The sequence below is a fragment of the Dokdonella fugitiva genome (assembly GCF_004342425.1).
In the GTDB taxonomy this organism is placed as follows: domain Bacteria; phylum Pseudomonadota; class Gammaproteobacteria; order Xanthomonadales; family Rhodanobacteraceae; genus Dokdonella_A; species Dokdonella_A fugitiva.
Genome location: NZ_SLWQ01000002.1, coordinates 495,141 through 520,822 on the forward strand (window position 1 = coordinate 495,141; position 25,682 = coordinate 520,822).

Genomic DNA, 25,682 nt, shown 5'->3' on the forward strand with positions numbered 1-25,682 from the left:
TTCCGGAGGACTTCGATGCCGATCCTGCCGTCACTGCTGCCGATCCTTGCACTCGCCGCTTCGAGCGCGCACGCCACGTCACATGACCTGCACGCGCGCTTCGAAGCCGACCTCGTGCACCTGGACGCGCCGCTCGCGCACGGCGGCACGCTGCACTTCTACACCGACAGCGGCGGCGGCCTGTTCGTGACCGAGGCCGCGGTGGAGCGGCTCGGTCTGCCGACGGTCGAACTGCCCGCAGGCGGCGACGCGCCACCCGGCGCGCGCGGCGTGCGGTGGCCCGCGTTGCGCGACGCCTCGATTCCGCCTCCGCCCGGCAACGGCGTCCTGCCGGTCATGCCGCCGAACCCGAAAGCGCCCGCATGGATCGCCTGGGACGGCATGCTCGGGGAGAGCTGGTTCGGCGGGCACGTCTGGACCTGGGACTATCCGGCCAAGCGTCTCGTGCTCGAAGGCAGGGACTGGAAACCCGCGCCCGGCGCGACGCGCGTCGCGCTCGGTTTCAAGGCGGGCGCCAACGGCACGCGCGAGACGAACTTCCCGCGTATCGGCGTACGCATCGACGGCAAGCCGATCGACCTCCTGCTCGATACCGGCGCGATGACGCGCCTGACGCCCGCGGCGATGACCGCGCTCGCCGACGCGCAGCCGGCGGTGCGCGCGACGAGCATGATCGCGGACATGCAGTTCAAGGCGTGGCGCACTGCCCACCCGGACTGGCGCGTGATCGAGGATGCGCAGGACGGCACGCATGCGGCGATGATCGAGGTGCCGAGCGTGGAAATCGCCGGCCACGCGATCGGCCCGGTCTGGTTCACCTGGCGTCCGGATCGTGCCTTCCACGAATTCATGTCCGGCATGATGGACGCGAGAGTCGAAGGCGCTCTCGGCGGCAATGCGCTGCGCCACTTCGCGATGACGATCGACTACCCCGGCAGCGCGGCGTGGTTCCGCTGCACCGCCGACTGCACGCTCACACCGCGACCGGCGCCTTGATCGCCGGGTGCGGCGTGTAGTCGACGATCGCGACGTCCTCGTAACGGAAGTCGATGAGCGAACGCACGTCGGGGTTCAGCACGAGTTTCGGCAGCGGCCGCGGCTCGCGCGCGAGCTGCTCGCGCGCCTGGTCGAAGTGATTGGAATACAGGTGCGCATCGCCGAGCGTGTGCACGAAGTCGCCCGGCGCCAGGCCGGTCACCTGCGCGACCATGTGCGTGAGCAGCGCGTAGCTCGCGATGTTGAACGGCACGCCGAGGAAGATGTCGCCCGAACGCTGGTAGAGCTGGCACGACAGGCGCCCGTCCGCGACGTAGAACTGGAACATCGTGTGGCACGGCTGCAGCGCCATGCGCGGCAGGTCGGCGACGTTCCACGCGCTGACGACGAGGCGGCGCGAATCGGGATTGCGGCGAATCTCGTCGACGACCCAGGCGATCTGGTCGATCGTGCTTCCGTCCGGCGCGGACCAGCTGCGCCACTGCTTGCCATAGACCGGTCCGAGCTCGCCGTCCGCATCCGCCCATTCGTCCCAGATCGAGACGCCGTTTTCCTTGAGGTAACGCACGTTGGTCTCGCCACGCAGGAACCAGATCAGCTCGTGCACGATCGACTTCAGGTGCAGCTTCTTCGTCGTGACGAGCGGGAATCCGTCGGCGAGGTCGTAACGCATCTGCCAGCCGAACACGCTGCGCGTGCCGGTGCCGGTGCGGTCGGCTTTCGCGGTGCCGTGTTCGAGCACGTGGCGGAGCAGGTCGAGATAGGGGCGCATTGCGAAAATCGCTCTCTTTGGCGGGAGCGGCTTCAGCCGCGATGCTTTTCCGAGGGACTGCCAGCAGCGTCCGGCAGCGCCACCGAGTACAGGCTCGCCGTCGGCGCCGATCGCGAGCGCCAAAGGAGGACCAATCCCACGGCGATCAACGGCAGCGACAGTATCTGCCCCATGGTCAACCAGTCGAACGCGAGGAAGCCGAGCTGCACGTCCGGCTCGCGCACGAACTCGACCGCGAAGCGGAAGCAGCCGTAGAGCAGTGCGAACAGCCCCGAGACCGCATAGCGCGGGCGCGGCTTGCGCGAGTAGAACCAGAGCACCGTGAACAGCACGACACCCTCGAGGCCGAACTCGTACAGCTGCGAGGGATGGCGCGCCTCGTGCTCGAGCTGGCCCGCGAGATACATCGCGTGCAGTTCCTCGCGCGTCTTGTCGAGCGCATCGAGCGCGCGCGGGAAGACCATGCCCCAGGCGACGTCGGTGTGGCGTCCCCAGAGCTCGCCGCCGATGAAGTTGCCGAGGCGCCCGAGACCGAGGCCGATCGGCACGAGCGGCGCGACGAAGTCGATCACGTCGAAATAGTTCAAGGCGCGCCGGCGCGTCCACAGCCAGCCAGCGACGAGCACGCCGAGCAGGCCGCCATGGAACGACATGCCGCCTTCCCAGACGCGGATCAGGCTGAGCGGATGCGCGACGAGTTCGGCCGTGTTGTAGAACACCATGTAGCCGATGCGCCCGCCGAGGATCACGCCGAGCATGAGGTAGAAGCAGAGGTCGGAGAACTCGTCGTGCGTGACCGCGAGCCGTCCCGCGGCGCGGCGGCGCTGGCCGAGCCACCAGGCGATGCCGAAGCCGACGAGGTACATGATGCCGTACCAGTGCACCTGCACCGGGCCTAGCGAGAAGGCGATGGGGTCGATGTCGACGAAGTAGTGGGTCACGAAGGGGGCGGCATGGCGAGTATCGCGGGGATTGTGCACGCTTCGGCGTCGGCCGCCCACTCCCCGCAATCGTTGCCTTGGGGTGCGCTTCCGGGAAGATCCACGGCTTGGCAACCGCCGGTCGACAGACCCGTAGGGTGCCGCGGCCACTCGGGATTCCAGGGGATGATCGAAAACGGTTCTTTCTCCCGGCGTTTGCGGGCGACCAGATCCGGCACGGCGCCACTTCGCGCATGGCTGGCGATGCTCGCGTAGCTGATGGACCGCGCGAAAGGCGATGCGGCGCGCGTACTGCCCTACGCAGGCAGCACGCGCAGGATGTAGCCCTTCAGGTAGTCGGTCTCGGGGATCGCCGGGTGCACGGGATGGTCGGGTCCCTGCTGCAGCGAGACGAGCATCTGCACCTGGCGGTCGAGATGGCGTGCGCCCTGCTGCACGCCGTCGAGCAGTGCCTGGCGTGGCATGTGATGCGAGCACGAACAGGTGACGAGGATGCCGTCGCGCGCGAGCACCTGCATGCCGAGTTCGTTGAGGCGGCGGTAGGCGAGGCTGCCTTCCTTGAAATCCTTGCGGCGCTTGATGAACGCGGGCGGGTCGAGGATCACGACGTCGTAGCGCTCGCGCGCCTCGCGCAGCGCCTTGAGATGGTCGAACGCATCGGCACGCAGCGCGTTCACGCGATTGGCGAGGCCGTTGCGCTCGATGTTGCGCAGGGTCGCCTCGACCGCGCCGGCGGACGCGTCGACGCAATCGACCTCGCGCGCGCCGTAGGCCGCGGCGCGGATGCCCCAGCCGCCGAGGTAGCTGAACATGTCGAGCACGCGCTTGCCGGTCACGAAGCGCGCGAGCTCGTCGCGGTTCTCGCGCTGGTCGTAGAACCAGCCGGTCTTCTGCCCACCAACGGGATCGACGCCGAACTCGAGGCCGCCCTCCTTCGCGACGACCTCCCCGCCATACTCGCCGTAGCCGAGGTCGGCGTATTCGGGCAGCTGTTCCATCGCGCGGATGCCGGCGTCGTTCTTCCACCAGAGCTGGCGCGGCGAGAGCACCTTGACGATCGCGTCGGTGATCGCCTCCTTCTGCCGTTCCATCCCGGCCGTCGTGATCTGGCCGACGACGACGTCGCCGAAGCGATCGAGCACGAGGCCCGGCAGGCCATCGCTTTCGCCGTAGGCCAACCGATAGTACGGCTCCGCGTAGAGCTGCTCGCGCAGCGCGAGCGCGATATTGAGACGATGCACGATCAGCGAGCGATCGAACGGATGGGCGAGGCCGCGCACGACGAGGCGCGCGGCGATCAGCGACTTCGGATTGACGTAGCCGATGCCGATCGGCTTGCCGCGATGGTCGACGATCGCGGCGACGTCGCCGGGCGCGAACGCGCCAAGCGGCGAGCGGGCGACGTCGATCTCGTTCGAGAACACCCACAGGTGCCCCGCGCGCAGGCGCGCATCCTCTCCGCGCTTGAGGTAGAGGGCGGGATACTCGATCGACTCGGACACGGCGGGACCTTGGGAACGCGGAATTCCGCACGGTAGCGCGCCGGTGCCGGCGCCACAACTCGGCGCGGCGCGATGCCGCGGCGTCACGCGAGCCACGAGGCATCCCAGAACGGGTACTCGCCGACGCGACGGCACAAGCCCGCGCGCACCGGCTGGCGCACGATCTCGCGCGCGAGCGCGAAACAGTCCTCGTCGGGCCGCAGCGCCCGCTCGTGGTACCCGCGCGCCCACACCGCGCCACTGCGCGCCGCGGCGAGGTTGACCGAGCCGGCCGCCACGGCCTTGAGGCGCGCGACGAGGATCGGCAGCGAATCGAGCCCGCCAAGGCGCACGAGGCCGTGCCAGCGGTCCGGGAGCAGGGCCCAGCAAAGCAGTCGCGAGGTGCGCCAGACGCGGGGCTCGCCGAATGCGCGCGCAGCCGCACAGGCGAGCGTCCAGTCGTCGAACGTACTCGCCTGGCCCGCGGTACCGAAGTCGATGCGATAGATGCGGCCCTCGCCGATCGCATCGCAGCGACGACGCACGTGCACGGGTTCAATGCAGGTCCGGATGTCCATGCGGTGATCGTCGCAAGCACGCGGGCGGCGCGGCGATCGGCGCCGCGTGCGCGCACCTGTACGAATTGCCCGGCGCCGCGCGCACGCCCCCGTCCGGCTCGCGGCGTAGACTCCCGGCATGAGCAACCGCCTCGCCTGCGAAACGAGCCCGTACCTGCGCCAGCACGCGGACAATCCGGTCGACTGGTGGCCGTGGTGCGAGGACGCGCTCGCGACCGCGCGGCGCGAACGCAAGCCGATCCTGCTGTCGATCGGCTACGCCGCGTGCCACTGGTGCCACGTGATGGCGCACGAGAGCTTCGAGGATGCAGCGACCGCGGCGCTCATGAACGCCCTCTACGTGAACATCAAGGTCGATCGCGAAGAGCGGCCCGACATCGACAAGGTGTACCAGCTCGCGCACCAGGCACTCGCGCAGCGAGGCGGCGGTTGGCCACTGACCGTGTTCCTCGCGCCCGACGATCGCGTGCCGTTCTTCTCCGGCACGTACTTCCCGACCACGCCGCGCTACGGCCTGCCCGCCTTCGCGCAGGTACTGCGCGCCGTGCGCGCCTGGCACGACGACCGGCCGGACGAGCTGCGTGCACGGAACGATGCGCTTGCGCACTTCCTCGCCGGGTACGGACAGGAGGCCGCGCACGCCGGCGCGCTCGACGCCGCACCGCTGCACGACGCGCTCGCGCGCATCGCGCGGAACTTCGACCATGCCAACGGAGGCCATGCAGGCGGACCGAAGTTCCCGCATGCGAGCGAGATCGAGTGGCTGCTGGCGCGGGACGACGGGGCACGCGCGATGGCGCGCCGCACGCTCGAGTGCATGGCTGCACGCGGCCTCGCCGACCACCTCGGTGGCGGCTTCTTCCGCTACTGCGTCGACGAGCGCTGGGAGATCCCGCATTTCGAGAAGATGCTGTACGACAACGCGCAGCTGCTGCCGCTCTACGCACGCGCGGCGCGCCTGTTCGGCGAACCCGCCTTCGCGCAGGCGGCGGATGCCTGCGCGCGCTGGCTCGAACGCGAACTGCAGGCGCCCACGGGTGGCTTCATGAGTTCCTACGACGCCGATTCGGAGGGCGACGAGGGTCGCTACTACGTGTGGCAGCGCGACGAGGTGCGGGGCGTGCTCGACGCCGGCGAGTTCGCGCTGGTCGAGTCGCTCTACGGCCTCGACCAGCCACCGAATTTCGAAGGCCATGCCTGGCACCTCGTCGTCAAGCGATCGCCCGACGACGTCGCGGCGGCGCTCGGCATCGACGTCGGCTGCGCGTCGGCGCGGCGCGCGCGCGCCGAGGCGAAGCTGCTCGCCGCGCGCGAACGCCGCGTGCGGCCGGGACTCGACGACAAGATCCTCACGGCGTGGAACGCGCTCGCGATCGGCGGCGCCGCCCGCGCGGCGCGCGACATGGCACAGGCGCCCCTGCTCGCCGCCGCCGAGCGCGCGCTCGACTTCCTGCACGCGAATGCGTGGATCGGCGGCCGGCTGTACGCGTGCCATGCCGGCGGCCGCGCGCGCTTTCCGGCCTACCTCGACGACCACGCCTTCCTGCTCGATGCATTGCTCGCGATGCTGCAGGTCCGCTGGCGCGAACGCGACTTCGCCTGGGCGATCGCGCTCGCCGAAGCGCTGCTCGAGCATTTCGAGGACCGCGACCGTGGCGGCTTCTGGTTCACCGCGCACGACGCGGAGCCGTTGCCGCAGCGACCCAAGCCGTTCGTCGACGAGTCGTTGCCCGCGGGCAACGGCGTCGCCGCGCGCGCGCTGTCCACCATCGGCCACCTGCTCGGCGAGCCGCGCTGGCTGCAGGCCGCCGAGCGCTGCCTGCGCGCGGCGTGGCCCGTGCTCGCCGAGTCGCCGCATGCCTGCTGCGGCCTGCTGCTCGCGCTCGGCGACGCGCTCGAGCCGCGCACGACCCTCGTGCTGCGCGCCGACGACGCGGAAGCGCGACGCTGGGTCGCGGCAATCGCGCACGCCGACGCGATCGGCATCGACCGCTGGCGCATTCCGCCCGGCGCGAGCCTGTCCGGCGCACTCGCTGCGCAGGTCCACTCGCCCGGCGGCGTCGCCCACCTCTGCCGCGGCGCCGCCTGCCTGCCACCGATCACGACGCCGGACGATCTGCTCACACGACTCGCCTGAGCCGCGCGCGCGCCCGCAATGGGCAGCCGTGCTGCATCGCAACGTGCCGAACCGTGAACTAGGCCTCAAGGCTCAGGCGTATCCGCTTTGAGACGGATATCGCATGGTGCTATGGTCCCATCGCTTCGTGTCGAAGGCTGACACAAGACCGGTACCCGGTTCCGGGCCTGCCCGGATCTTTCGCAGAAACGGCTTCCCGTGCCGCCAAGAGAGGGGCGATGCGACGAAGTGGACGCGACCGCGGGGCGCAAGGGAGTTGCGACGGTGCCGCGGCGTGCCGCGGCGTTGCCTGCTTCCTGATGGGGAGATCAATCGTGAACTTCGAAACCGGTCCACGCCGCGGCCTGCTCGCCGCGGCGACGCTCGTGATGCTGGGCGGCCTCGCGCCGTCCGTCGCATCGGCGTCCTCGTATACGCGGCTTCCACCCGAGCTGCAGCCGAATGCGGTCGTCAACGCCCACGGCCAGACGGTCGTCTACGGAACCTCGTACCAGAGCGACACCTCGCTGCCGCTTTATTACCTGCCCGAGTGGAAAGGCTCGGTCAGCGAGCGCTCGTCCGACGAACGCGAAGCCGCCGAGAACTGGCGCATCCCGGGTCGCCATATCGACGGCAAGGACCCGATCGTGCAGAACATCGGCAACCTCACCGCCGCGGCGATGCCCGCGCCGATCATCAGCTTCGACGGCATGGGCGTCGGCTCCTGCGGCTGCGCGCCGCCCGATCCCAACGGCGAGGTCGGCCGCACGCAATACGTGCAGATGACGAACGCGGGCTACCAGGTGTTCGACAAGGTCACTGGCGCCTCGCTGCTCGGCCCGCGCGCGACCTCGTCGATCTGGGCCGGCTTCGGCGGCGTCTGCGAGACGTCCGGCCATGGCGACCCGATCGTGCTGTACGACCAGATCGCCGACCGCTGGGTCATCACGCAGTTCGCCGGCGGCAGCACGATCACCGACGAGTGCATCGCGGTGTCGACGAGTTCCGATGCGACCGGCAGCTACAAGCGCTACGGCTATCACCTCGGCTCGGAGTTCTACGACTATCCGCACCTCGGCGTGTGGCCGGACGGCTACTACATGTCGATGAACGTGTTCAACGCGGCCGGTACCGCATACCTTCGGCCGCAACCGTTCGCGTTCGATCGCGCGGCGATGATCGCGGGCGCGACCAGCGCCGCCTACGTGACCACGACCTCGCTCGGCTCGGGCAATGCACCGCTGATGCCGGCCGACCTCGACGGCTCGACCTTGCCGCCGACCGGCGCGCCGGGCGTGTTCGTCGAGTATCCGGACACCAACACGTACAAGACCTACCGCTTCCACGCCGACTTCGTGACGCCGTCGAATACGACGTTCACGCTCGCCGGCAGCCCGTCCGCGGCCGCGTTCACCCAGCCCTGCGGCAGCAACGCGAAATGCGTGCCGACCAAGGGCGGCTCGTCGAACTACCTCAACGGCCTCGACGACCGCCTGATGTTCCGCCTCGCCTACCGCAACTTCGGCGACCACGAATCGCTGGTCGGCAACTACACCGTCAAGGCGAACAACGTCGCCGGCATCCGCTGGTTCGAACTGCGCAACGTGACCTCGGGTACGCCGACCAAGTACCAGGAAAGCACCTACCAGCCCGACTCGACGTGGCGCTGGATGGGCAGCGCGGCGATGGACCGGCAGGGCAACCTCGCTCTCGCCTACTCGGCGTCGAGCAGTTCGATCAACCCGCAGATCCGCTACGCGGGACGCCTCGCGGGCGACGCGCTGAACACGATCACGCAGACGGAGACGCACCTGTTCGACGGCGGCGGCAGCCAGACCGGTTCGGGCAACCGCTGGGGCGATTACAGCGACCTCACGGTCGATCCGGTCGACGACTGCACGTTCTGGTACACCCAGGAGTACTACGCGTCGAACAGCAGCTTCAACTGGCGCACGCGCATCGGCAGCTTCAAGTTCGCCGGCTGCGGCGGCGGTGGCGGCAACGTGCCGCCGGTCGCGAACTTCGGCGTATCGACCAATGGCCTCACCGCGAACTTCACCGACAGCTCCACCGACAGCGACGGCACGATCGCCTCGCGCGCGTGGAACTTCGGCGACGGCGGCACGTCGACCGCGACCAATCCGAGCCACACCTATGCGAGCGCGGGCACCTACAGCGTGTCGCTCACGGTGACCGACAACGGCGGCGCGACCAACACGAAGACGACGTCCGTCCCGGTCAGCTCGCCGACCAACACGCCGCCGGTCGCCAACTTCAGCTTCACGACCAGCGGCCTCACCGCGAACTTCACCGACAGCTCCACCGACAGCGACGGCACGATCGCCTCGCGTTCGTGGAGCTTCGGCGATGGCGGCACGTCGACGGCGACCAACCCGAGCCACACCTATGCGAGCGCCGGCACCTACAGCGTCTCGCTGACGGTCACCGACAACGGCGGCGCGGGCAACACGAAGACGAGCTCGGTCACCGTGTCCAGCAGCGGCAACGTGCTGCAGAACGGCGTACCGGTGACCGGCCTCTCGGCGACGACCGGCAACACCACGGCCGTCTACACGATGACCGTGCCGGCCGGCGCGACCAACCTCGTGTTCGCGACCTCGGGCAGCAATGGCGACGCCGACCTCTACGTGCGCTTCGGCTCCGCGCCGACCACGTCGAGCTACGACTGCCGCCCGTACACGGGTTCGTCGAGCGAAACCTGCTCGTTCCCGTCGCCGCAGGCCGGTACCTACTACGTGATGGTGCGCGCCTACTCGAGCTTTACCGGCCTCAGCCTCACCGGCAGCTACTCGACGGGTGGTGGCGGCGGTACCGTGCTCACCAGCGGCGTGCCGGTCACCAGCGTCTCGGCGGGCCTGCATGCATACTCGACCACGTACACGATCGTCGTGCCGTCGGGGCGCACGAACCTCACCGTGACGACGAGCGGCGGCAGCGGCGACGGCGACCTTTACGTGCGGCGCGGCGCCGCGCCGACCACGTCGACGTACACCTGCCGCTCGTGGGCGAGCGGCAACACCGAGTCGTGCTCGATCAATTCGCCGGTCGCAGACACGTACTACATCCGCATCTACGGCTACACCGCCGCCTCGGGCATCACGCTCAAGGCGACGTACACACCCTAGACCCGACGACGCTTCGCGTGAAGGCGGCCGGCCACCCGGCCGCCTTCAATCCCCACGCGATGCACGAAGGGGCACAACGACAACAAGGCCTGGGGCCACAGCGACACTTCGACTCCCAGCCGCAGCGATGCGGCTTTCTTTTTTTCTTGCCCGGTGGGTTCCCCGCCCGATGGACCACCGCTGCTCCCGGCTCACCACGTGTGGCCGCTGGGGCATGGCGCGTGGCGTTGCAGCGTCGTGCGTGGGTCGACTTCATGGGCTTGATGCTCCGCGACGCCATCGCTCCGTCCTTCATGTCTCCATGGCCCCATGGCGCCGTTCCCGCGAGAGCGGGAACACGTCGTGCGGGCCGGAGACGTTCGGGTCCGCGCTGCGACGCCGCGTGGCCTCAGCTCTTGAAGCCGATACGCGCGTGCGTCCCGTCGCAGAACGGCTTGGTCGCGCTGCCGCCGCAGCGGCACAGGCGCACGTCGGTCACGCGGCTCACCATGCGGCCGGTGCCGCTGACGATCTCGAGGTTGCCGCGCACGCGCAGCGGCCCGTCTTGCTGCGGATCGATCGTGAGCGGACCGTCGCGCTGTGCAAGCATGTCGGTATCGCTCGTCGTCGCCGGCTCGCCGGTAGCCGCAAAGGCGACATCGTGATGGCTGCCGTCGCAGAACGGCTTATTCTTCGACGCGCCGCAGCGGCACAGGGTCGCGCGGTAACCGGCAGGCTGGCCGTCGATGCGCAGTTCGCCGTGGAAGGCGTACGGCCCCGCTTCGCGCACGCGCGCGAGGTTGACCGGCGGCGCGGACTCGCCGGGCCTGCCGTCCTTGCGCGCGTAGCGGATCGCGCCCGACGGGCAGGCGTGCGCGACCTCGATGAGGCGATCGACGCCGAGTGTTTCCGGATGCAACCACGGTCCCTGCACGTTGGCGAGGAACACGGTGGGCGCGCCGGTGACACAGAAGCGCGCATGGATGCAGCGCTTGCCTTCGAACATCAGCGTCACGTCGTCGGCTTCGACCACTTCGATCGCGGGCGCGGCGGGTGCCGTCGCCGCGGCCGCAGCCGGTCCGCTCGCCGGCGTCGCAGGGACGGCATCCGCCGGCTTCGGCGCCGTTGCACCGAGGTCGAACTCCGCGAGCGCGCGCGCGGCAAGCCGCGCGATCACCGCATGCGCCGCCCGCGCGCGCGCATGCGGCTGCCGCGCGAGTGCCTGCGCCGCGTCGGCGATCTGCTCGAACCGCTCGCAGAACATGCGCCGCGCCGACGGCCCCGGCGGCAACGCCGCCGCGTCGCGCAACGCGATGAACGACACGCCCGCGTTGACGCTCGCGCCGGGCGCCGCGGGCAGCCGCGCGGCGAGTTCGGCCAGCGGCACGAGTGCATGCATGAGGCCGATCGCGAGATCGAGGCTGAGCGACTTGTCGGCTTCGCCCGAGCGAACCGCGTACGCATGCGCGAGCAGGCGCAACATGAGGCCGTAGCAACTGCTCGCGAGGTCGACCACCGCGACGGCGAGCGGCTCTTCGATGTGCACGCGCCCTTCCGCACGCGGCGGGCTGCGCAGGACGGGGTTCACCGCCGCCGGGTAGGCCGGCTGGAAACCCGGCGCCCGTGCGCGCAAGGCGGCGAGCTCGCTGCGGATCGCCGCGAACTTCTGGTAGTGCGAGCCCTCGACATGGCTCGGCGCGCCCTCGCCCTGCGTGACGATCGCGTTGAACGCGGCCAGCGCGGTCTTCGAGCAGATCACGCGGGCGGCGCTCGGCAACCCCGCTTCCGCCGCGGTCAGTTGCAGCGCGGGATCGCCGCAGAACGTCGTCGCCTCGCCCCATTGGTCGGCGAGATCGCGCAGGCCCTGGCCGATCGCCTCGTAGAACGCGCCGACCGTCTCGTAGTCCATCGCCATCGGCGTGATGCGCTTGCCCGGCGCACCACGCGTGAACCAGCGTTCGGCGGCGAAGCCTTCGCCGTCGTGTTCGTCCGATTCGGCGGGCCGCTCGAGGAAGATGAAATGCTGCAGCGTGTCCTCGTCGAACGGCGCGAGCTTGACCACCACGCTCGCCGGCAACGCACCCGGATCGAGCGGCAGGTTGAAGCGCCCGATGCGTGGCGCGCCGCCGAGCGCCGAGGTGATGTTCCACACCGCGACGAGATGACCCATCTCTTCGATCGCGACCTGCAGCAGCACGTCGTGCCAGCGCCGCGTCGCCTCGAGCTGCGCGGGCGAAAGGCCGTCGCCTTCGTCGGTCTTGAGCGAGAACGCGGCGTAGAGGTAGGTGCACATGAGGCAGTGCTCGAGCTCGGCCGCCTCGTAGAGCTGGTGCAACACCTGTTCGCGGGTACTCGTGGTTTCGCGGTCACTGAGGCGGGTCATGCGGGCTCCGGCACGTCGGCGCGATGGACGGACGGCAGCGCGTCCGCGAAGGGCTGGCGTGCGGACTCTACGCCGCCGCGGCATTCCGCGACAGTCGCGCGTGCACACGCGCACGAGGCGTTCAAGGGACGATGCGCCCGATACGCGCGAGCAAGGCCTTGTCGAGCTTCGCGGCGACGCCGACGTTGCGACCGGCCAGGTTGGCGATGCGGTACTCGACCGCACTGCCGAGCACCTGCGCGCTCTCCGACAGGTCGAGCCCGTAGCCCTCGTGCAGCCATTCGACGAGGCCGCTGGTCGCCGCGCGTACCGCGTCCTCGAGCGAGCCGGCCTGGCCGAGCACCATGATCTGCGTCGCCGACTCGACGCGCGGCGACGACGGCGCCTTGCCGTGCACGACGTCGATGCGGAACTCGACGTCCATCGAGGTCTCGAGCGCGTACTGCGACGTCTCGCCATCGCCCTGGCGCGCATGCGCATCGCCGAGGTAGAGCAGCGCGCCGGGCTGGTACACCGGCAGGTACACGGTCGTGCCTTCGACGATCTCGTTGAAGTCCATGTTGCCGCCGAAGCGGCCGGTATCGCCGGTGGAAACCGGCGCGAAGCCGAACGGCGGCGCGACCGCGAGGCCGCCGAGCATCGGCCGCAGCGGCACTTCGAAATGGCGCAGCCGCTCGCCCGGTGCCTGCGGGCGTGCCGTGCCGCGTTCGCGATCGAGCAGCCAGCGCACCGGCTTGCCGAGGCCGCGCGCGTCGCCGGCAAGACGCGCACCGAGCGCGCGGCCGACGATCGCGTCGAGGCTGTCGGCGTAGTCGCGGTTCGGATGCAGACGCACGACGTGCACGACGAGCGTGTCGCCCGGTGCGGCGCCGTCGACGTAGAACGGCCCCGTCTGCGGATTGCCGTACAGCGCGCGCGTGACGTCGTGCGCGTCGATGCCGCCGGAGTCGATCGTCCGCGTGCGCACGCTGTCGCCTGGCCAGATCGTCAGCACGGGCGCGCGATGCGGCGAGAACTCGTTCGAGAACGTGGTCGGCTCGAACACGACCGTGCGCGGCGGGCCGGGCGGCCGCTCGGCGATGCGCCGCGCGACGAACGCATGCGGCACGCGGCGGCCCGGATGGTTGCTGTCGGGCCAGTCCGCCATCCCGCGCATCGCGTCACCGCGGCGCTCGCCGTCGAACGCGTACGCCGTTCCGTCGCCGGCCGTCACGTGGAAGCGGATCGTGTCGCCATGGCGCTCGCCCGCGAGCGGATCGCCGTCGAACGTGCCGCTCAGCGCATCGCCTTCGCGCCCCCATTCGAGCAGCGCGTAGCTCGGGTTGCCCCAGAGGTCGGTCGTGACGAGCCAGCGCTCGCGTGCCGGCGACGCAGCGAGCGCGAGCGCCGGAAGGTACAGGAAGAGGAGAACGCCGATGCGCATGGCGATGTCCTTGATCGGATCACCACCGGATGCGCGAAAGCGATGCAGCGTCGCACCGCGCGTCACCTCGTCCCACCGCTGCGGCTCCAACGTGCGCGCGAGCGTGTAGCCGCCGGCCCGCGACATGCGCTCAATGGCAGGGGTAGCGGTCGCGGATGTGCTCGCTGTAATAGCTGCCCTTCGACGCGGCGTGCAGCAGTCCGTCGAACACGCCCCGCGGCACGTTGCAGAAATCGTAGGTATTGCCCTCGACGAAGCGGATCTTCATGAGGCGCGTCGACGCGTCGTAGCCGACGGCGGCGATCGCGGAGGACTGCACGGGAATCATGTCCATGGGGAGTTGCTGTTCAGGCGCGCCGGGACATCGTGCGCCCGGCTTCGCGCCGCGGTCAAACCGCGACGGACGTGACCGTCATGTGTCGATCCCGCTCACGCGGCAGGTGACGTGGCTTTCCGACGGCCGCAGGAAGCCGCTGTCGAAATCCGCGTGGGTCGCGCTCGCCTGCGGCTCGACCGGGCCGGCGACGACGAGGCTCCTGCTGCCGAGGTGCGCGCCCGACAACGTGGTCTGGTAGCAGGTGATGCGCACCGCGCGCAAGGCTGCGGTGCCGATGTTCGTCACCGTGAAATCGGTGACGAGGCTCGGCACCGGCGCGGTTCGCTTGAAGCGGTAGTCGAGGCGGACCGTCTTCGCGTACGGGTCCGGCGGCGGCGGCGCGGGCGCCTGCTGCGTGCACGCGGAAGCGACGGCCGCCAGCACGAGCGCGATCGCGCGGCGGCCGGCTCTCGTTCGATGGGTCATGGGCGGCACTCTTCGGTGGATTGCGCGGAGATTGAAGCACGGAGTGGGCGACAAGAGGCAGCGGCACGCGAGATCCCTTGAAGGCGCTTGCTCCGTTGCCTCAGCGCCCGACCTGGCGCTGCCGGTCGGGTGGATACCGATCGCCGTGGACGGCGACGTCCGCGAGCGCGGCGTCGATGCCGTCGAGTTCGGCGGACGACAGTTCGATCGCGGCCGCCGCGATGTTCTCGTCGAGGCGATGGCGTTTCGTCGTGCCCGGGATCGGCACGATCCACGGCTTGCGCGCGAGCAGCCAGGCGAGCGCGATCTGCGCGCTCGTTGCGCCCTTGCCTGCGGCGATCGCCGCAATGCGCTCGACCAGTGCCTGGTTCGCGCGGCGTGCCTCGACCGAGAAGCGCGGCAGGATGTTGCGGAAGTCGTTGCTCGCGAATGGCGTGTCCGCGTCGATCGCACCGGTGAGGAAGCCGCGACCGAGCGGACTGAACGGCACGAAGCCGATGCCGAGCTCCTCCAGCACGGGCATCACGCTCGTCTCCGGTTCACGCCACCAGAGCGAGTATTCGCTCTGCAGCGCCGTGACGGGATGCACCGCGTGCGCGCGGCGGATCGTCTCGCCACCGGCTTCCGACAAGCCGAAATGCAGCACCTTGCCTTCCTCGACGAGCCGGCCGACCGTGCCGGCGACGTCCTCGATCGGCACCGCGGGATCGACGCGGTGCTGGTAGAACAGGTCGATGCGATCGGTGCGCAGGCGTCGCAGCGAGGCCTCGGCGACCGCGCGGATATGCGCCGGATGGCTGTCGAGCCCGGCGTTCGCATCGGCATCGCGGAAACCGAACTTCGTCGCGATCACGACGCGCTCGCGCAGCGGCGCGAGTGCTTCGCCGACGAGGTCCTCGTTGGTGAACGGGCCGTATACCTCGGCCGTGTCGAACAAGGTCACGCCGCGTTCGACCGCGTGGCGCAGCAACGCGATCGCCTCGGCGCGATCGGTCGCGGGGCCGTAGGCATGGCTGAGGCCCATGCAGCCGAAACCGATCGCCGAAACCTCGAGGCCGCCGCGGCCGAGCGTGCGCGTCTTCATGCGTCGTTGCCCCGCTTCAGCGACCGATGCTCGCGCTGTCGATGACGAAGCGGTATTTCACGTCGCTCTTCTGCATGCGGTCGTAAGCCTCGTCGATCTTCTGGATCGGGATCATCTCGATCTCGGCAACGATGCCGCGCTCGGCGCAGAAATCGAGCATTTCCTGCGTTTCCGGCAGGCCGCCGATGAGCGAGCCGGCAATCGCCTTGCGGCCGAAGATGATCGCGCCGACGTTCGGGCTCGGGTGCGGGTGCTCGGGCACGCCGACGAGGCAGAGCGTGCCGTCGCGCTTGAGCAGTTGCGTGAAGGCGTCGAGGTCGTGGCTCGCCGCGACCGTGTCGAGGATGAAGTCGAAGCTGCCCGCGTGCGCGCGCATCTCCGCGGCATTGCGCGACACGACGACTGCGTCGGCACCGAGATCGAGCGCATCCTGGCGCTTGCCTTCGCTGGTCGTGAAGGCGACCGTGTGCGCACCCATCGCGTGCGCGATCTTGATGCCCATGTGGCCAAGCCCGCCGATGCCGACGATGCCGACCTTGCTGCCGGGACCGACCTTCCAGTGGCGCAGAGGCGAATAGGTCGTGATGCCGGCGCAGAGCAGCGGCGCGACCGCGGCGAGCTGTTCCTTCGGATGCCGGATCTTCAGCACGAACTTCTCGTCGACGACGATGCGCTGCGAATAGCCACCGAGCGTGTGGCCCGGCGGGTCCGCGGTCGGTCCATTGTAGGTGCCGACGAAGCCGTTCTCGCAGTACTGCTCGAGCCCTTCGGCGCACGACGGGCAGCGCTGGCAACTGCCGACGAGGCAGCCGACGCCGACCGTGTCGCCGACCTTGAACGCGGTGACCGCGTCGCCGACCGCGGTGACCTCGCCGACGATCTCGTGGCCGGGCACGCAGGGGTAGCGCGTGCCGCCCCACTCCGAACGCACCGTGTGCAGGTCGGAATGGCAGACACCGCAGTACGCGATCTCGATCTGCACGTCACGCGCGCCCGGCGTGCGGCGAGCGATGTCCATCGGCTCGAGCGGCTTGTCGCCGGCGCGGGCGCCCCAGGCTTTGGTGTTGTTCATGCAATGCTCCGTGGTGGGCCAGGTCGCACAAGGTAATCCCCGGCGGCACTTTTCTCCATCGATGCCATCGCTCCAGCCCGTTCGCGCCGGGCGCAGCGCCGAAGCGCGGAGTCGAACGGGCGCTTCGCGGCGTTTCGACCGCGCTCGCTGCGCGAGCTCCGCCCAACGCGAACGGAGGATGGCTCGACGCATGCCGCATGCGCGCGCGAAGCACGCCAGCCCGCCCGGCGCGCATCCCCGCGCGCCGCGAGAGCTCACCCGATGCCATGGATGGGCGGCGAACGAACTCCGGCGCTACAGCAGGACCGGCCGGTCCGGCAACTCGTCGGGATTGCGTTCGCCGTCGGCGGGGAAATGCCGCGCGAGCAGCTCGCCCACCGCGGCGACGCCTTCGAGCGCGCCATGCTCGTAGTCGGCCTTGCGGAAATAGTCCTGCATGAGCGCGCAGACCGGCACCCATTCGTGCTCGGGGATTTCCTTCGCGACACCGCGATCGGCGACGATTTCGATCGCGTGGTCGGCGAGCAGCAGGTAGATCAGCACGCCGGTATTGCGCTCGGTGTTCCACACGCGCAGGCGCGCGAACACCTCTTCCGCGCGATCGCGTGCACTGCGCCCGCGCACGACGTGGGTGAACGGCAGGCTGCCTTCGACCGCGAACACGATCTCGCCGTGATGGCGATGCTCGCTCGCCGCGATCGCGTGCTGGATCGCGTCGAGCCGCGCGGGCGGGAAGTGCCGTTTCGCCGAGGCGAACAGATGACGGATCAGGCGCATGTCACCAGCTCCCCGAGGCGCCGCCGCCGCTGAAGCCGCCGCCGCCACCACTGAACCCACCGCCGCCACTGCTCCAGCCTCCACCACCGCTGCCCCAGCCGCCACCTCCGCCGCCGAAACCGCCCGAGCCGCCGCGATTGGCAAAACCGCCGCCACCACCGCCGCCGATCAGGCCGAAGAGCAGGCCGAATACGCCCAGGCCGAGACCGAGCGGCAGCAGGCCGCTGATGAGCCAGCCGATGCCGCCGGCGCCGAGGCCGACGATCGGTGCGCGCACGCCGGCCGGCGCGCCGCCGAACAGGCCGCGCAGGAACAGCGCGGCGAACCACGCCGCGACGACGGCCGGGGCGAAGGCGTCACCTTCATTGCCGTGTTCCTCGGTCAGGGGCGGCGGCAGCGGCTCGTCGTTGACGAGCTTGGTCAAGGCGCCGATCGCATCGTGCACCCCGCCGTAGTAGTCGTTGTTGCGGAAGCGTGGCGCGATGTACTCGCGGATGATGCGCGCGGCGGCCGCGTCGGGAATCGCGCCCTCGAGGCCGCGGCCGACTTCGATGCGCACGCGCCGGTCGTCCTTGGCGACGATGAGGATGACGCCGTCGTCGGTGCCCTTGCGCCCGAGCTTCCATGCATCGGCGACGCGGATGCCGTATTGCGCGATGTCCTCCGGCTGCGTCGTCGGCACGATGAGCACGCCGACCTGCGCGCCCTTCGCCTTCTCCAGCGCGGCGAGTTCGTCCTCCAGCGACTGGCGCTGGGCCGGATCGAGGGTGCCGGTGTAGTCGCTCACGCGCGCGGTCAGCGCAGGGATCGGCTTGACGTCACCATCGGCGGCGAATGCGCTCGCGCACGCTGCCAGCAGCGTGGCGAGGAATGCCGGGGCGCAGAGGGATCGCATCGGGGAGGCCCGTCGTGGGAGCGGCGGAAGCCGTGCTGCGTTCGCTTCGTATCGACGAAGGGCATCGCGGCTGCTGCCGCTCCCGCAGGAGGCTTGTCCGCTCAGTGCGCCGGTTCCGGCTGCGGCTGCGCCGGCGGCTGTTGCGGCGGCGCGGGCTTGCTGAAATCGACCGTCGGTGCGGTCGATATCTGCTTTTCGTTCTCGACCGTGAAGTTCGCCTTCGCCTTGTAGCCGAACATCATCGCGGTGAGGTTCTGCGGGAACTGCCGCACGAAGGTGTTGTATTCCTGCGTGCTCTGGATGAAGCGGTTGCGCGCGACCGTCACGCGATTCTCGGTACCCTCGAGCTGCGCCTGCAGGTTCTGGAACAGGCCGTCCGCCTTCAGCTGCGGATAGTTCTCCGACACCACCATGAGCCGTGACAGCGCGCTCGACAACTCGCCCTGCGCCTGCTGGAACGCCCGCATCTTGTTTTCGTCGGTGAGGTCGTCGGCGGTCAGGTTGATCTGCCCGACCTTCGCGCGCGCCTCGGTGACCTTGGTGAACACCTCTTCCTCGTGCGCGGCGTAACCCTTCACCGTGTTGACGAGGTTCGGCACGAGGTCGGCACGCCGCTGGTACTGGTTCAGCACCTCGGACCAGGCCGCCTTCACCGCTTCATCCTTCGACTGGATCGCGTTGTAGCCGCAACCGGACAGCAGGCTCGACGCGACGAGCACGCACGCCAGAATCAGGTACCGCATGGGACGTCCTCCCTCGTGAACGACGCTGCCTACACTGTGGAGCCGGACGCCCCCGCGCGCAAGTGGCCCACCGCCCCGGCCCCGGGACGGCATCGACCAAAGACCAAAGACCAAAAGATTGAAACACGAAGGAAAGCAAGGCAGCTCAAAGATTGAAACACGGAGCACACGGAGGAGAAGCTCCAAACAGTAAAGCCCTTGCTTGCTTTGCTTTCTCCGTGTGCTCCATGTGCTCCGTGTTTCAAGCTCTGACGCTTTCCCTGATCTTGCTTTTCCTTCGTGTCCTTCGTGTCCTTCGTGTCCTTCGTGTCAAAAGCTCTGGCTTGGCTTGGGATTGGGCTTCAGCCCGGCCTTCAGGCGCCATCCGCGCGCTGCGCGGCGCGTTCCGCGGCGCGGCGGCGGCGACGGCGGCGGGCGAGCAGGTTGAGCGACTCGACCGCGGCCGAGAAGGCCATCGCGAAGTAGAGGTAGGCGCGCGGCACGTGCACGCCGAAGCCGTCGCAGAGCAGCACCGCGCCGACGAGGATGATGAACGCGAGCGCGAGCATCTTGATGGTCGGGTTGCGATCGATGAAATTGCCGATCGCGTCGGCGACCGTGATCATCACGAGCACGGCGAGGACGATCGCGCCGACCATCGCCGGCAGCATGTTGACCATGCCGACCGCGGTGATGACCGAGTCGAGCGAGAACACGATGTCGATGAGGGCGATCTGCGCGATCACCAGCGCGAAGCTCGCCGACGCCTGCGACGCCTGCTGCTCGGCCGCGTCCTCGTTGAGCGCTTCCCACGTTTCCATCACGCCCTTGACGACGAGGAAGATGCCGCCGCCGATGAGCACGAGGTCGCGGATCGAGATGACCTGGCCGAACAGGCGGAACAGTCCCGAGGTGCGGTCGTCCATGCGCGCGAGGTGGGCGAGCGAGAGCAGCAGCAGGATGCGCGTGACGCAGGCGAACGCGAGGCCGATGCGCCGCGCGGCCGGGCGCCGCGCGGGCGGCAGTTCGCTCACCGCGATCGAGATGAAGACGAGGTTGTCGACGCCGAGCACGATCTCGAGCGTCGCGAGCGTGAGCAGGGCGATCCACGCCTGCGGGTCGGTGAGCAGTTCCACGCGTCAGCTCAACCGAGCCGCGGCGCGAGGACGAGTCCCCAGCACAGCACGACGTTGGCCATCATCAGCAGCACCGCCGCCGACCCCATGTCCTTGGCACGCCCGGCGAGCTCGTGGAATTCGGGGGACGCCTTGTCGACGATCGCCTCGACCGCGGAATTGAGCAGTTCGGCCGACAGCACGAGGAAGAGGCTGCCGGTGAGCAGTGCCTTCTCGATCGGCCCGTGGCCGATCCACAGGCCGAGCGGAAACAGGACCACGAACAGGTAGCCTTCGAGGCGGAACGAGGCCTCGTGACGCCACGCCGCGCGCAACCCCATCATCGACCATCTGAAGGCACGGGCGATCTGGCGCGGGCCGCGCGGTTCGTTACTCGGCATGGACGTTCGGAGGCTGCAGGATGCGAGCTATCATGCCATAGGCCGGCCTTTCGCCGGCGCCTGCCCCCGGGGACGAATGGACCGCCGCCTGCTTGCCTGGACCGCGCTCGCCGCGGCATTGCTGATGTTGCTGGGCCTTGCCGGCGTCGACCGGCCGCTCGCCGAATGGGTGCACGCGAGCGGGATCGAAGACGCTGCTTTCTTCGCCGTCGGCCTCGGCGCGCTCGACACGCTATCCGGCATGCGGCTCTGGTTCTGGCTGGCCGGTTGCGTCGCGCTCGCGCTCGGCGCGCTCGGCTGGGCCGTCCGGCACGACGCGCGCTGGCCGCGCGCGTTGCTCGCCGCCGGCGTCGTGCAGCTTGCAACGATGCACACGATGAGCTTCGGCAAGGGCCTGTTCGGCCGCCTCCGGCCGCACGAGGTCCTCGCCGGCGGCGACTGGTCGCACGTCTGGCATGCGGGCGGCGGCTCGTTCCCGTCGGGTCATTCGGCGTTCTATTTCGGCCTGCTGCTGCCGCTCGCGGCCGCCTGCCCGCGCGCATGGCAACGCGCGCTGCTCGTCGCCGTGGCGGTGTTCGCGATCCTCGCGCGCATCGACCTGGCCAAGCATTTCCTGTCCGACGTTTCCGCCTCGGCGCTGATCGCGGCGTCGTACGCGCTGCTCGTCGCGAGCGTGCTGCGCCGCTGGCTGCCGGCGCCGGTCCGGGCCGGGGCGGCGGCGGAAGCGCTGCCGGCCGCGGCCGCGTGAGGGCAATCCGTACCGCCCGACAGGCGGCGACGCAGCGCGCGTAAAACCATGCAAAGGCGTGTCGTGGCGTGAACCTGCGCCGCTCGCCGGCGCGGGCCGGCGCTATGCTTGTGGCATGGCCCGCAACCGCATCCTGATCGCCGACGACGACGAGGAACTCGCCCAACTGCTGCGCGACTTCCTCACCCGCGAAGGCTTCGACGTCGTCATCGCGCACACGGCCGACGCCGCGCTCGCGGCCGCGCGTGCGCAGGCATTCGATGCGCTCGTGCTCGACGTCATGATGCCGGGCCGCTCCGGCCTCGACGCGCTGCGCGAGCTGCGCCGCGAATCGGCGCTGCCCGTGCTCATGCTGACCGCGCTCGGCGAGGATATCGACCGCATCCTCGGCCTCGAGCTCGGCGCCGACGACTACATCCCCAAGCCGTGCAACCCGCGCGAGCTCGCGGCGCGACTGCGAGCGGTGCTGCGTCGCGTGCGCGGCGAAGGCGGAGACACGCTCACCGACCTGCACAACGGGCCGATCTGGCTGCGCGCCGCCTCGCGCAGCGTGACCGTCGACGGCCGGCCGCTGTCGCTCACGGCGACCGAATTCGACCTGCTCGCGCTGCTGCTGCGCGAGGCGGGCCGCGTGGTCAGCAAGGAACGCATCTCGCAGAGCGTGCTCGGCCGTCCGCTCGGGCCGTTCGACCGCTCGATCGACGTGCACGTGTCCAACCTGCGCCGCAAGCTCGGCGACGCGCCCGACGGCGGCTCGCCGATCACGACGATCCACCGCAGCGGCTACCTGCTGCGGCAGCTCGGCGAAGCCGCTTGAACGCGGCGAGAATGGCACGACCATGATGCAGCGATTGTTCTGGCGCATCTTCGCCGCGCTGTGGATCGCGACCGTCTTCCTGCTCGTCGTGTTCTCGTGGGTGGCGACGAGCAATTTCGAAACCGAGAAGATGCCCGGCCTCGACATCACGCGGCTGCAGGCGTCGATGGACGACCTGCTCGCCCGCACCGGCCGCGAGCTGCGCCACGAGGGCATCGAGTCGACGCGGCAATGGCTGCGCGCGGCGAGCGGCTTCGGCCCGGTCAGCGTCTACGTGTTCGGCCCCGACGGTCACGAGCTGATCGGCCGGTCCACGTCCGAAACCGTCGCGCGCGCGGCCGCCGCCGCGTTTTCGAACCTGCCCGCGGGCGCCGCGCCCTACGGGGCGATCCAGAGTGCCGAACGCCTGCGCGCATTTTCGGTGCGCACGCGCACGATCGGCGTCTACGCCGTGGTCGCTGCGCTCGAGGGCAGCTTCCTGTCGCGCCTCGCCTCGCGCCGGCCGACCTGGTTCTGGCAGAACATCTTCGTCGCGATGGCGGTCAGCGCCGCGTTCAGCCTGCTGTTCGCGTGGTACGTCGCGGCGCCGCTGCAGCGCATCCGCGCCAGCGCGCATCGCTTCGCCGAGGGCGACCTCGATGCGCGCGTCGGGCGCCTGCGCTTCGGCCGCAGCACGGAGATCAACGCGCTCGCGACGGAATTCGACGCGATGGCCGAACGCATCAAGGCGTTCATCGAAAGCCATCGCCGGCTCGTGCGCGACGTCTCGCACGAACTGCGCTCGCCGCTCGCGCGCCAGCGCGTCGCGCTGGAACTCGCGCGCGGCGGCGATGCCGCGCAGGTGAACGCTTCGCTCGACCGCATCGAATGCGAATCGGACCGGCTCGAGGCGATGCTCGCGCAGGCGCTCGAATTGTCGCGGCTGGAGACCGCGATCATGCCGATGGACGACCACGTCGAACTCGACGCGCTGCTCGACGACGTGATCACCAACGCGGACTATGAAGGCGTGCCGCGCGGGCGCAAGGTCGTGCTGCTCGAACGCACGCGGCTTTCCCTGGTCGGCTCGCATCCCGCGCTGTACAGCGCCTTCGAGAACGTGATCCGCAATGCGCTCGCCTACACCGCCGACGGCAGCGCGGTCGGCGTACGGCTCGCACGCGTCGGCGCATGGGCGTCGGTCAAGGTGCGCGACCACGGTCCCGGCGTGCCGCCGGGCGAACTCGCACGCATCTTCGAACCGTTCTATCGCACCGACACCGCCCGCGCGCGTTCGAGCGGCGGCACCGGCCTCGGCCTCGCGATCGCGCGCCGCGCGATCGAGCGCCACGGCGGCACGATCCTCGCGCAGAACGCCGACGGCGGCGGGCTCGAGGTGACGATCGAACTGCCGATCGGGCCCTGACGCGCCCCCCTCCTTCACGCCGGCAGCGCGGCCGCCGCGCTGGCACAATGCCGCGATGACCACCTCAACCGCCACCCGCCGCGGCTTCTTCCAGCGTGCGCGCGGCCTCGCCGAAACGCTCGCCTGGCTGCGCCTGTGCGCGGTCGCGGGCCAGGCGCTCACGGTCGCGGTGGTCGCGCTCGGCCTGCGCCTGCCGATCTCGGTCGCGCCGCTCGCGTTCGGCATCGGCGTACTCGGCCTGTTCGCCCTGTTCGCGTTCTGGCGGCTCGAGCAACCGTGGCCGGTGACGCTGGCCGAGGCCTTCGGCCACGTCGCGGTCGACATCCTCGTGCTGTCCTACCTGCTGTACTGGTCGGGCGGCGTCGAGAATCCATTCGTCTCGCTGCTGGTGATGCCGATCGCGCTCGCCGCGGCCGCGCTGTCGCTGCGCTACGTCGCGGCGGTCGCGCTGCTCGCCTCGACCTGCTTCGTGCTGCTGATCGGCTGGCATGCGCCGCTGCCCTCGCTGCACGAAGTGCGCATCGCAGGCTCCGACCTGCACGTGATCGCCGTCTGCGCGAACTTCGTCGTCACCGCGGCCGTGCTCGCGTTCTTCATCGCGCGCCTGTCGCGCGCGCTGCGCGCACGCGAGGCCGAGGTGCAACGCGAACGCGAACGCACCTTGCGCGACGAGGGCATCCTCGCGATCGCGACGCAGGCGGCGGGCACCGCGCACGAACTCAACACGCCGCTGTCGACGATCCGCACCCTGCTCGCCGAGCTGCAGCGCGAGCGCGCCGGCGAACCCGCGCTCGCCGCGGACCTCGCCCTGCTCGCGGGCCAGGCCGAGCGTTGCCGCGACATCCTGCGCCAGCTCGTCGAGGTCGGCAGCCGGCGCCTGGCCGGCGTGCCCGAGCGGCTCACCCTCGCCGCCTTCGTCGACGGCTGCGAGCACCAGTTCCGCCTGCTGCGGCCGGAGATCGCGCTCGACATCGACTTCGACGGCGATGCCGGCGAGCGCCGCATCGAAGCGCCGCCCGACCTCAGCCACGCGCTCATCAACCTGCTCAGCAACGCCGCCGATGCCTCGCGCGCGGCCGGCTCCGACGCGGTCGAACTGCGTGTCGCGGCGACGCGCTCGCTGGTCGAATTCGCCGTGCGCGACCACGGCAGCGGCATCGCGCCGGGCGCGGGCGTCGCGTTCCGCACCAGCAAGCGCGACGGCCTCGGCCTCGGCCTCGCCCTCGCCCATGCGACCGCCGAGCGCCTCGGCGGCGAGCTGTCCGCGCATGCGGCCGAGGGCGGCGGCCTGCGCCAGCGATTGCGCCTGCCACTGCTTGCGAACGACAATCCATCCCGATGAACGATCCGCGCCCGCTCCTGCTCATCGACGACGACGCCGTCTTCGCGGCCGTGCTCGGCCGCGCGCTCGGCGCGCGCGGCTTCTCGGTCGACATCGCCAACGACGGCGCGCGCGCCCTCGCGCTCGCACGCGAGAAGGCGCCGGACTATGCGGTGCTCGACCTCAAGCTCGGTGCGGAAAACGGCCTTGCGCTGATCCCGGACCTGCTCGCGCTGCGGCCGAACCTGCGCATCCTGCTGCTCACCGGCTACGCCTCGATCGCAACCGCGGTCGAGGCGATCAAGCGCGGCGCGCACGACTACCTCGCCAAGCCGGTCGACGCCGACCAGGTCGTCGGCGCGCTGCTCGGCGACGGCAACAGCGAAGTCGAACGCGTGGTGCCCGGCCATGCGCCGCCGCTCAAGCGCCTCGAATGGGAGCACATCCAGCGCGTGCTCGCCGAGTGCGACAACAACATCTCCGAAGCCGCGCGCAGGCTCGGCCTGCACCGCCGCACGCTCCAGCGCAAGCTGGCCAAGCGGCCCGTGCGCGAAGCGCACGACTGAGGGCGATCGAAGCGGACCTCCGGTCGCGCAGTTGCCCGACTCCCCGCAGGAGCCCACCCCGTGGGCGACCGCGCGTCACACTACTACGCCGAAGCGCTGCGGTCGCGCTCGGTGCGCACTGCGTGGATGGCGTGGCCTTTGG

Annotated in this window: 23 protein-coding genes; 8 read left to right on the plus strand and 15 right to left on the minus strand. The window is 70.0% G+C overall.

The genetic code is table 11. From position 1 onward, the window contains the following. Nucleotides 1-15: 15 nt before the first annotated feature. Complete coding sequence (locus EV148_RS06510) at nt 16-996, plus strand: hypothetical protein (protein WP_131995242.1); 981 nt, start codon at nt 16-18, stop codon at nt 994-996. On the opposite strand, the gene EV148_RS06515 is transcribed toward EV148_RS06510, so the two are convergent. From EV148_RS06515 to EV148_RS06530, 4 genes are all read right to left on the minus strand, one after another. Further along, complete coding sequence (locus EV148_RS06515; RefSeq protein WP_131995245.1) at nt 974-1,768, minus strand: thymidylate synthase; 795 nt, start codon at nt 1,766-1,768, stop codon at nt 974-976. The two genes, EV148_RS06510 and EV148_RS06515, sit on opposite strands and share 23 nt — an antisense overlap. 32 nt (nt 1,769-1,800) lie before the next feature. Further along, the gene (gene lgt / locus EV148_RS06520) at nt 1,801-2,709 is read right to left on the minus strand and encodes a prolipoprotein diacylglyceryl transferase (RefSeq protein ID WP_131995248.1); all 909 of its coding nucleotides are present in this window, start codon (nt 2,707-2,709) and stop codon (nt 1,801-1,803) included. Nucleotides 2,710-3,005: 296 nt separating this feature from the next. Next, nucleotides 3,006-4,211 carry a class I SAM-dependent rRNA methyltransferase gene (locus tag EV148_RS06525; RefSeq protein ID WP_199222723.1) on the minus strand — a complete coding sequence of 402 codons (1,206 nt, stop codon included), beginning with the start codon at nt 4,209-4,211 and terminating at the stop codon, nt 3,006-3,008. An 83-nt stretch (nt 4,212-4,294) separates the two neighbouring features. Beyond that, the gene (locus EV148_RS06530; protein WP_220485052.1) at nt 4,295-4,768 is read right to left on the minus strand and encodes a transposase; all 474 of its coding nucleotides are present in this window, start codon (nt 4,766-4,768) and stop codon (nt 4,295-4,297) included. A 118-nt stretch (nt 4,769-4,886) separates the two neighbouring features. Between EV148_RS06530 and EV148_RS06535 the strand changes: the two genes are divergently transcribed. Next, nucleotides 4,887-6,905 carry a thioredoxin domain-containing protein gene (locus EV148_RS06535; protein ID WP_131995251.1) on the plus strand — a complete coding sequence of 673 codons (2,019 nt, stop codon included), beginning with the start codon at nt 4,887-4,889 and terminating at the stop codon, nt 6,903-6,905. A gap of 314 nt (nt 6,906-7,219) precedes the next feature. Beyond that, nucleotides 7,220-10,030 carry a PKD domain-containing protein gene (locus tag EV148_RS18870; protein WP_241988000.1) on the plus strand — a complete coding sequence of 937 codons (2,811 nt, stop codon included), beginning with the start codon at nt 7,220-7,222 and terminating at the stop codon, nt 10,028-10,030. A 388-nt stretch (nt 10,031-10,418) separates the two neighbouring features. On the opposite strand, the gene EV148_RS06545 is transcribed toward EV148_RS18870, so the two are convergent. The 11 genes from EV148_RS06545 to EV148_RS06595 form a co-directional block, all read right to left on the minus strand. Continuing rightward, nucleotides 10,419-12,392, minus strand: a complete 1,974-nt coding sequence (locus EV148_RS06545; RefSeq protein WP_158287350.1) for a ferritin-like domain-containing protein — start codon at nt 12,390-12,392, stop codon at nt 10,419-10,421. 121 nt (nt 12,393-12,513) lie between these two features. After that, the gene (locus EV148_RS06550) at nt 12,514-13,941 is read right to left on the minus strand and encodes an acetamidase/formamidase family protein (RefSeq protein WP_199222724.1); all 1,428 of its coding nucleotides are present in this window, start codon (nt 13,939-13,941) and stop codon (nt 12,514-12,516) included. Between the two features lie 4 nt (nt 13,942-13,945). Next, entirely contained in the window at nt 13,946-14,149 is a 204-nt protein-coding gene (locus tag EV148_RS06555) for a KTSC domain-containing protein (protein ID WP_131995262.1), read from the minus strand. Between the two features lie 78 nt (nt 14,150-14,227). Then, entirely contained in the window at nt 14,228-14,617 is a 390-nt protein-coding gene (locus EV148_RS06560) for a hypothetical protein (protein ID WP_131995265.1), read from the minus strand. A 100-nt stretch (nt 14,618-14,717) separates the two neighbouring features. Next, the gene (locus tag EV148_RS06565; RefSeq protein WP_131995268.1) at nt 14,718-15,701 is read right to left on the minus strand and encodes an aldo/keto reductase; all 984 of its coding nucleotides are present in this window, start codon (nt 15,699-15,701) and stop codon (nt 14,718-14,720) included. 16 nt (nt 15,702-15,717) lie between these two features. After that, nucleotides 15,718-16,773, minus strand: a complete 1,056-nt coding sequence (locus EV148_RS06570) for an NAD(P)-dependent alcohol dehydrogenase (RefSeq protein ID WP_131995271.1) — start codon at nt 16,771-16,773, stop codon at nt 15,718-15,720. Nucleotides 16,774-17,067: 294 nt separating this feature from the next. Continuing rightward, nucleotides 17,068-17,550 (minus strand): TPM domain-containing protein, encoded by a 483-nt coding sequence (locus EV148_RS06575; protein WP_131995274.1) that lies wholly within the window; start codon nt 17,548-17,550, stop codon nt 17,068-17,070. 1 nt (nt 17,551) lies between these two features. Continuing rightward, nucleotides 17,552-18,445: a TPM domain-containing protein gene (locus EV148_RS06580; RefSeq protein ID WP_131995277.1), complete on the minus strand. Its 894-nt coding sequence runs from the start codon at nt 18,443-18,445 to the stop codon at nt 17,552-17,554. A gap of 101 nt (nt 18,446-18,546) precedes the next feature. Further along, nucleotides 18,547-19,188 (minus strand): LemA family protein, encoded by a 642-nt coding sequence (locus EV148_RS06585; RefSeq protein WP_131995280.1) that lies wholly within the window; start codon nt 19,186-19,188, stop codon nt 18,547-18,549. A 353-nt stretch (nt 19,189-19,541) separates the two neighbouring features. Then, nucleotides 19,542-20,303 (minus strand): TerC family protein, encoded by a 762-nt coding sequence (locus EV148_RS06590; RefSeq protein ID WP_131995283.1) that lies wholly within the window; start codon nt 20,301-20,303, stop codon nt 19,542-19,544. Between the two features lie 8 nt (nt 20,304-20,311). Further along, nucleotides 20,312-20,683, minus strand: a complete 372-nt coding sequence (locus tag EV148_RS06595) for a diacylglycerol kinase (protein ID WP_131995286.1) — start codon at nt 20,681-20,683, stop codon at nt 20,312-20,314. A gap of 76 nt (nt 20,684-20,759) precedes the next feature. On the opposite strand from EV148_RS06595, the gene EV148_RS06600 reads away from it, so the two are divergent. The 5 genes from EV148_RS06600 (at nt 20,760) to EV148_RS06620 (ending at nt 25,540) form a co-directional block, all read left to right on the plus strand. After that, nucleotides 20,760-21,431 carry a phosphatase PAP2 family protein gene (locus tag EV148_RS06600; RefSeq protein WP_158287351.1) on the plus strand — a complete coding sequence of 224 codons (672 nt, stop codon included), beginning with the start codon at nt 20,760-20,762 and terminating at the stop codon, nt 21,429-21,431. Nucleotides 21,432-21,546: 115 nt separating this feature from the next. After that, nucleotides 21,547-22,248, plus strand: coding sequence for a response regulator transcription factor (locus tag EV148_RS06605; protein ID WP_131995293.1), 702 nt, complete (start codon nt 21,547-21,549; stop codon nt 22,246-22,248). Nucleotides 22,249-22,270: 22 nt separating this feature from the next. After that, nucleotides 22,271-23,653 carry an ATP-binding protein gene (locus EV148_RS06610; RefSeq protein WP_131995296.1) on the plus strand — a complete coding sequence of 461 codons (1,383 nt, stop codon included), beginning with the start codon at nt 22,271-22,273 and terminating at the stop codon, nt 23,651-23,653. Between the two features lie 55 nt (nt 23,654-23,708). Beyond that, nucleotides 23,709-24,995, plus strand: coding sequence for an ATP-binding protein (locus EV148_RS06615; RefSeq protein WP_131995299.1), 1,287 nt, complete (start codon nt 23,709-23,711; stop codon nt 24,993-24,995). Next, entirely contained in the window at nt 24,992-25,540 is a 549-nt protein-coding gene (locus EV148_RS06620; RefSeq protein WP_131995302.1) for a response regulator transcription factor, read from the plus strand. The genes EV148_RS06615 and EV148_RS06620 overlap by 4 nt, the downstream gene beginning before the upstream one ends. The last annotated feature ends 142 nt before the right edge of the window (nt 25,541-25,682 follow it).

What these genes read in the sequence shown, in the direction of transcription:
- EV148_RS06565 (WP_131995268.1), bottom strand. Translation starts at nt 15,701, where the DNA reads ATGAAGACGCGCACGCTCGGCCGCGGCGGCCTCGAGGTTTCGGCGATC.
- EV148_RS06535 (WP_131995251.1), top strand. Translation starts at nt 4,887, where the DNA reads ATGAGCAACCGCCTCGCCTGCGAAACGAGCCCGTACCTGCGCCAGCAC.
- EV148_RS06580 (WP_131995277.1), bottom strand. Translation starts at nt 18,445, where the DNA reads ATGCGATCCCTCTGCGCCCCGGCATTCCTCGCCACGCTGCTGGCAGCG.
- EV148_RS06605 (WP_131995293.1), top strand. Translation starts at nt 21,547, where the DNA reads ATGGCCCGCAACCGCATCCTGATCGCCGACGACGACGAGGAACTCGCC.
- EV148_RS06545 (WP_158287350.1), bottom strand. Translation starts at nt 12,392, where the DNA reads ATGACCCGCCTCAGTGACCGCGAAACCACGAGTACCCGCGAACAGGTG.
- EV148_RS06515 (WP_131995245.1), bottom strand. Translation starts at nt 1,768, where the DNA reads ATGCGCCCCTATCTCGACCTGCTCCGCCACGTGCTCGAACACGGCACC.
- EV148_RS06560 (WP_131995265.1), bottom strand. Translation starts at nt 14,617, where the DNA reads ATGACCCATCGAACGAGAGCCGGCCGCCGCGCGATCGCGCTCGTGCTG.
- EV148_RS06570 (WP_131995271.1), bottom strand. Translation starts at nt 16,773, where the DNA reads ATGAACAACACCAAAGCCTGGGGCGCCCGCGCCGGCGACAAGCCGCTC.
- EV148_RS06575 (WP_131995274.1), bottom strand. Translation starts at nt 17,550, where the DNA reads ATGCGCCTGATCCGTCATCTGTTCGCCTCGGCGAAACGGCACTTCCCG.
- EV148_RS06550 (WP_199222724.1), bottom strand. Translation starts at nt 13,941, where the DNA reads ATGTCGCGGGCCGGCGGCTACACGCTCGCGCGCACGTTGGAGCCGCAG.
- EV148_RS06555 (WP_131995262.1), bottom strand. Translation starts at nt 14,149, where the DNA reads ATGGACATGATTCCCGTGCAGTCCTCCGCGATCGCCGCCGTCGGCTAC.
- EV148_RS06600 (WP_158287351.1), top strand. Translation starts at nt 20,760, where the DNA reads ATGGACCGCCGCCTGCTTGCCTGGACCGCGCTCGCCGCGGCATTGCTG.
- EV148_RS06610 (WP_131995296.1), top strand. Translation starts at nt 22,271, where the DNA reads ATGATGCAGCGATTGTTCTGGCGCATCTTCGCCGCGCTGTGGATCGCG.
- EV148_RS06530 (WP_220485052.1), bottom strand. Translation starts at nt 4,768, where the DNA reads ATGGACATCCGGACCTGCATTGAACCCGTGCACGTGCGTCGTCGCTGC.
- EV148_RS06510 (WP_131995242.1), top strand. Translation starts at nt 16, where the DNA reads ATGCCGATCCTGCCGTCACTGCTGCCGATCCTTGCACTCGCCGCTTCG.
- EV148_RS06595 (WP_131995286.1), bottom strand. Translation starts at nt 20,683, where the DNA reads ATGCCGAGTAACGAACCGCGCGGCCCGCGCCAGATCGCCCGTGCCTTC.
- EV148_RS06615 (WP_131995299.1), top strand. Translation starts at nt 23,709, where the DNA reads ATGACCACCTCAACCGCCACCCGCCGCGGCTTCTTCCAGCGTGCGCGC.
- EV148_RS06620 (WP_131995302.1), top strand. Translation starts at nt 24,992, where the DNA reads ATGAACGATCCGCGCCCGCTCCTGCTCATCGACGACGACGCCGTCTTC.
- EV148_RS06585 (WP_131995280.1), bottom strand. Translation starts at nt 19,188, where the DNA reads ATGCGGTACCTGATTCTGGCGTGCGTGCTCGTCGCGTCGAGCCTGCTG.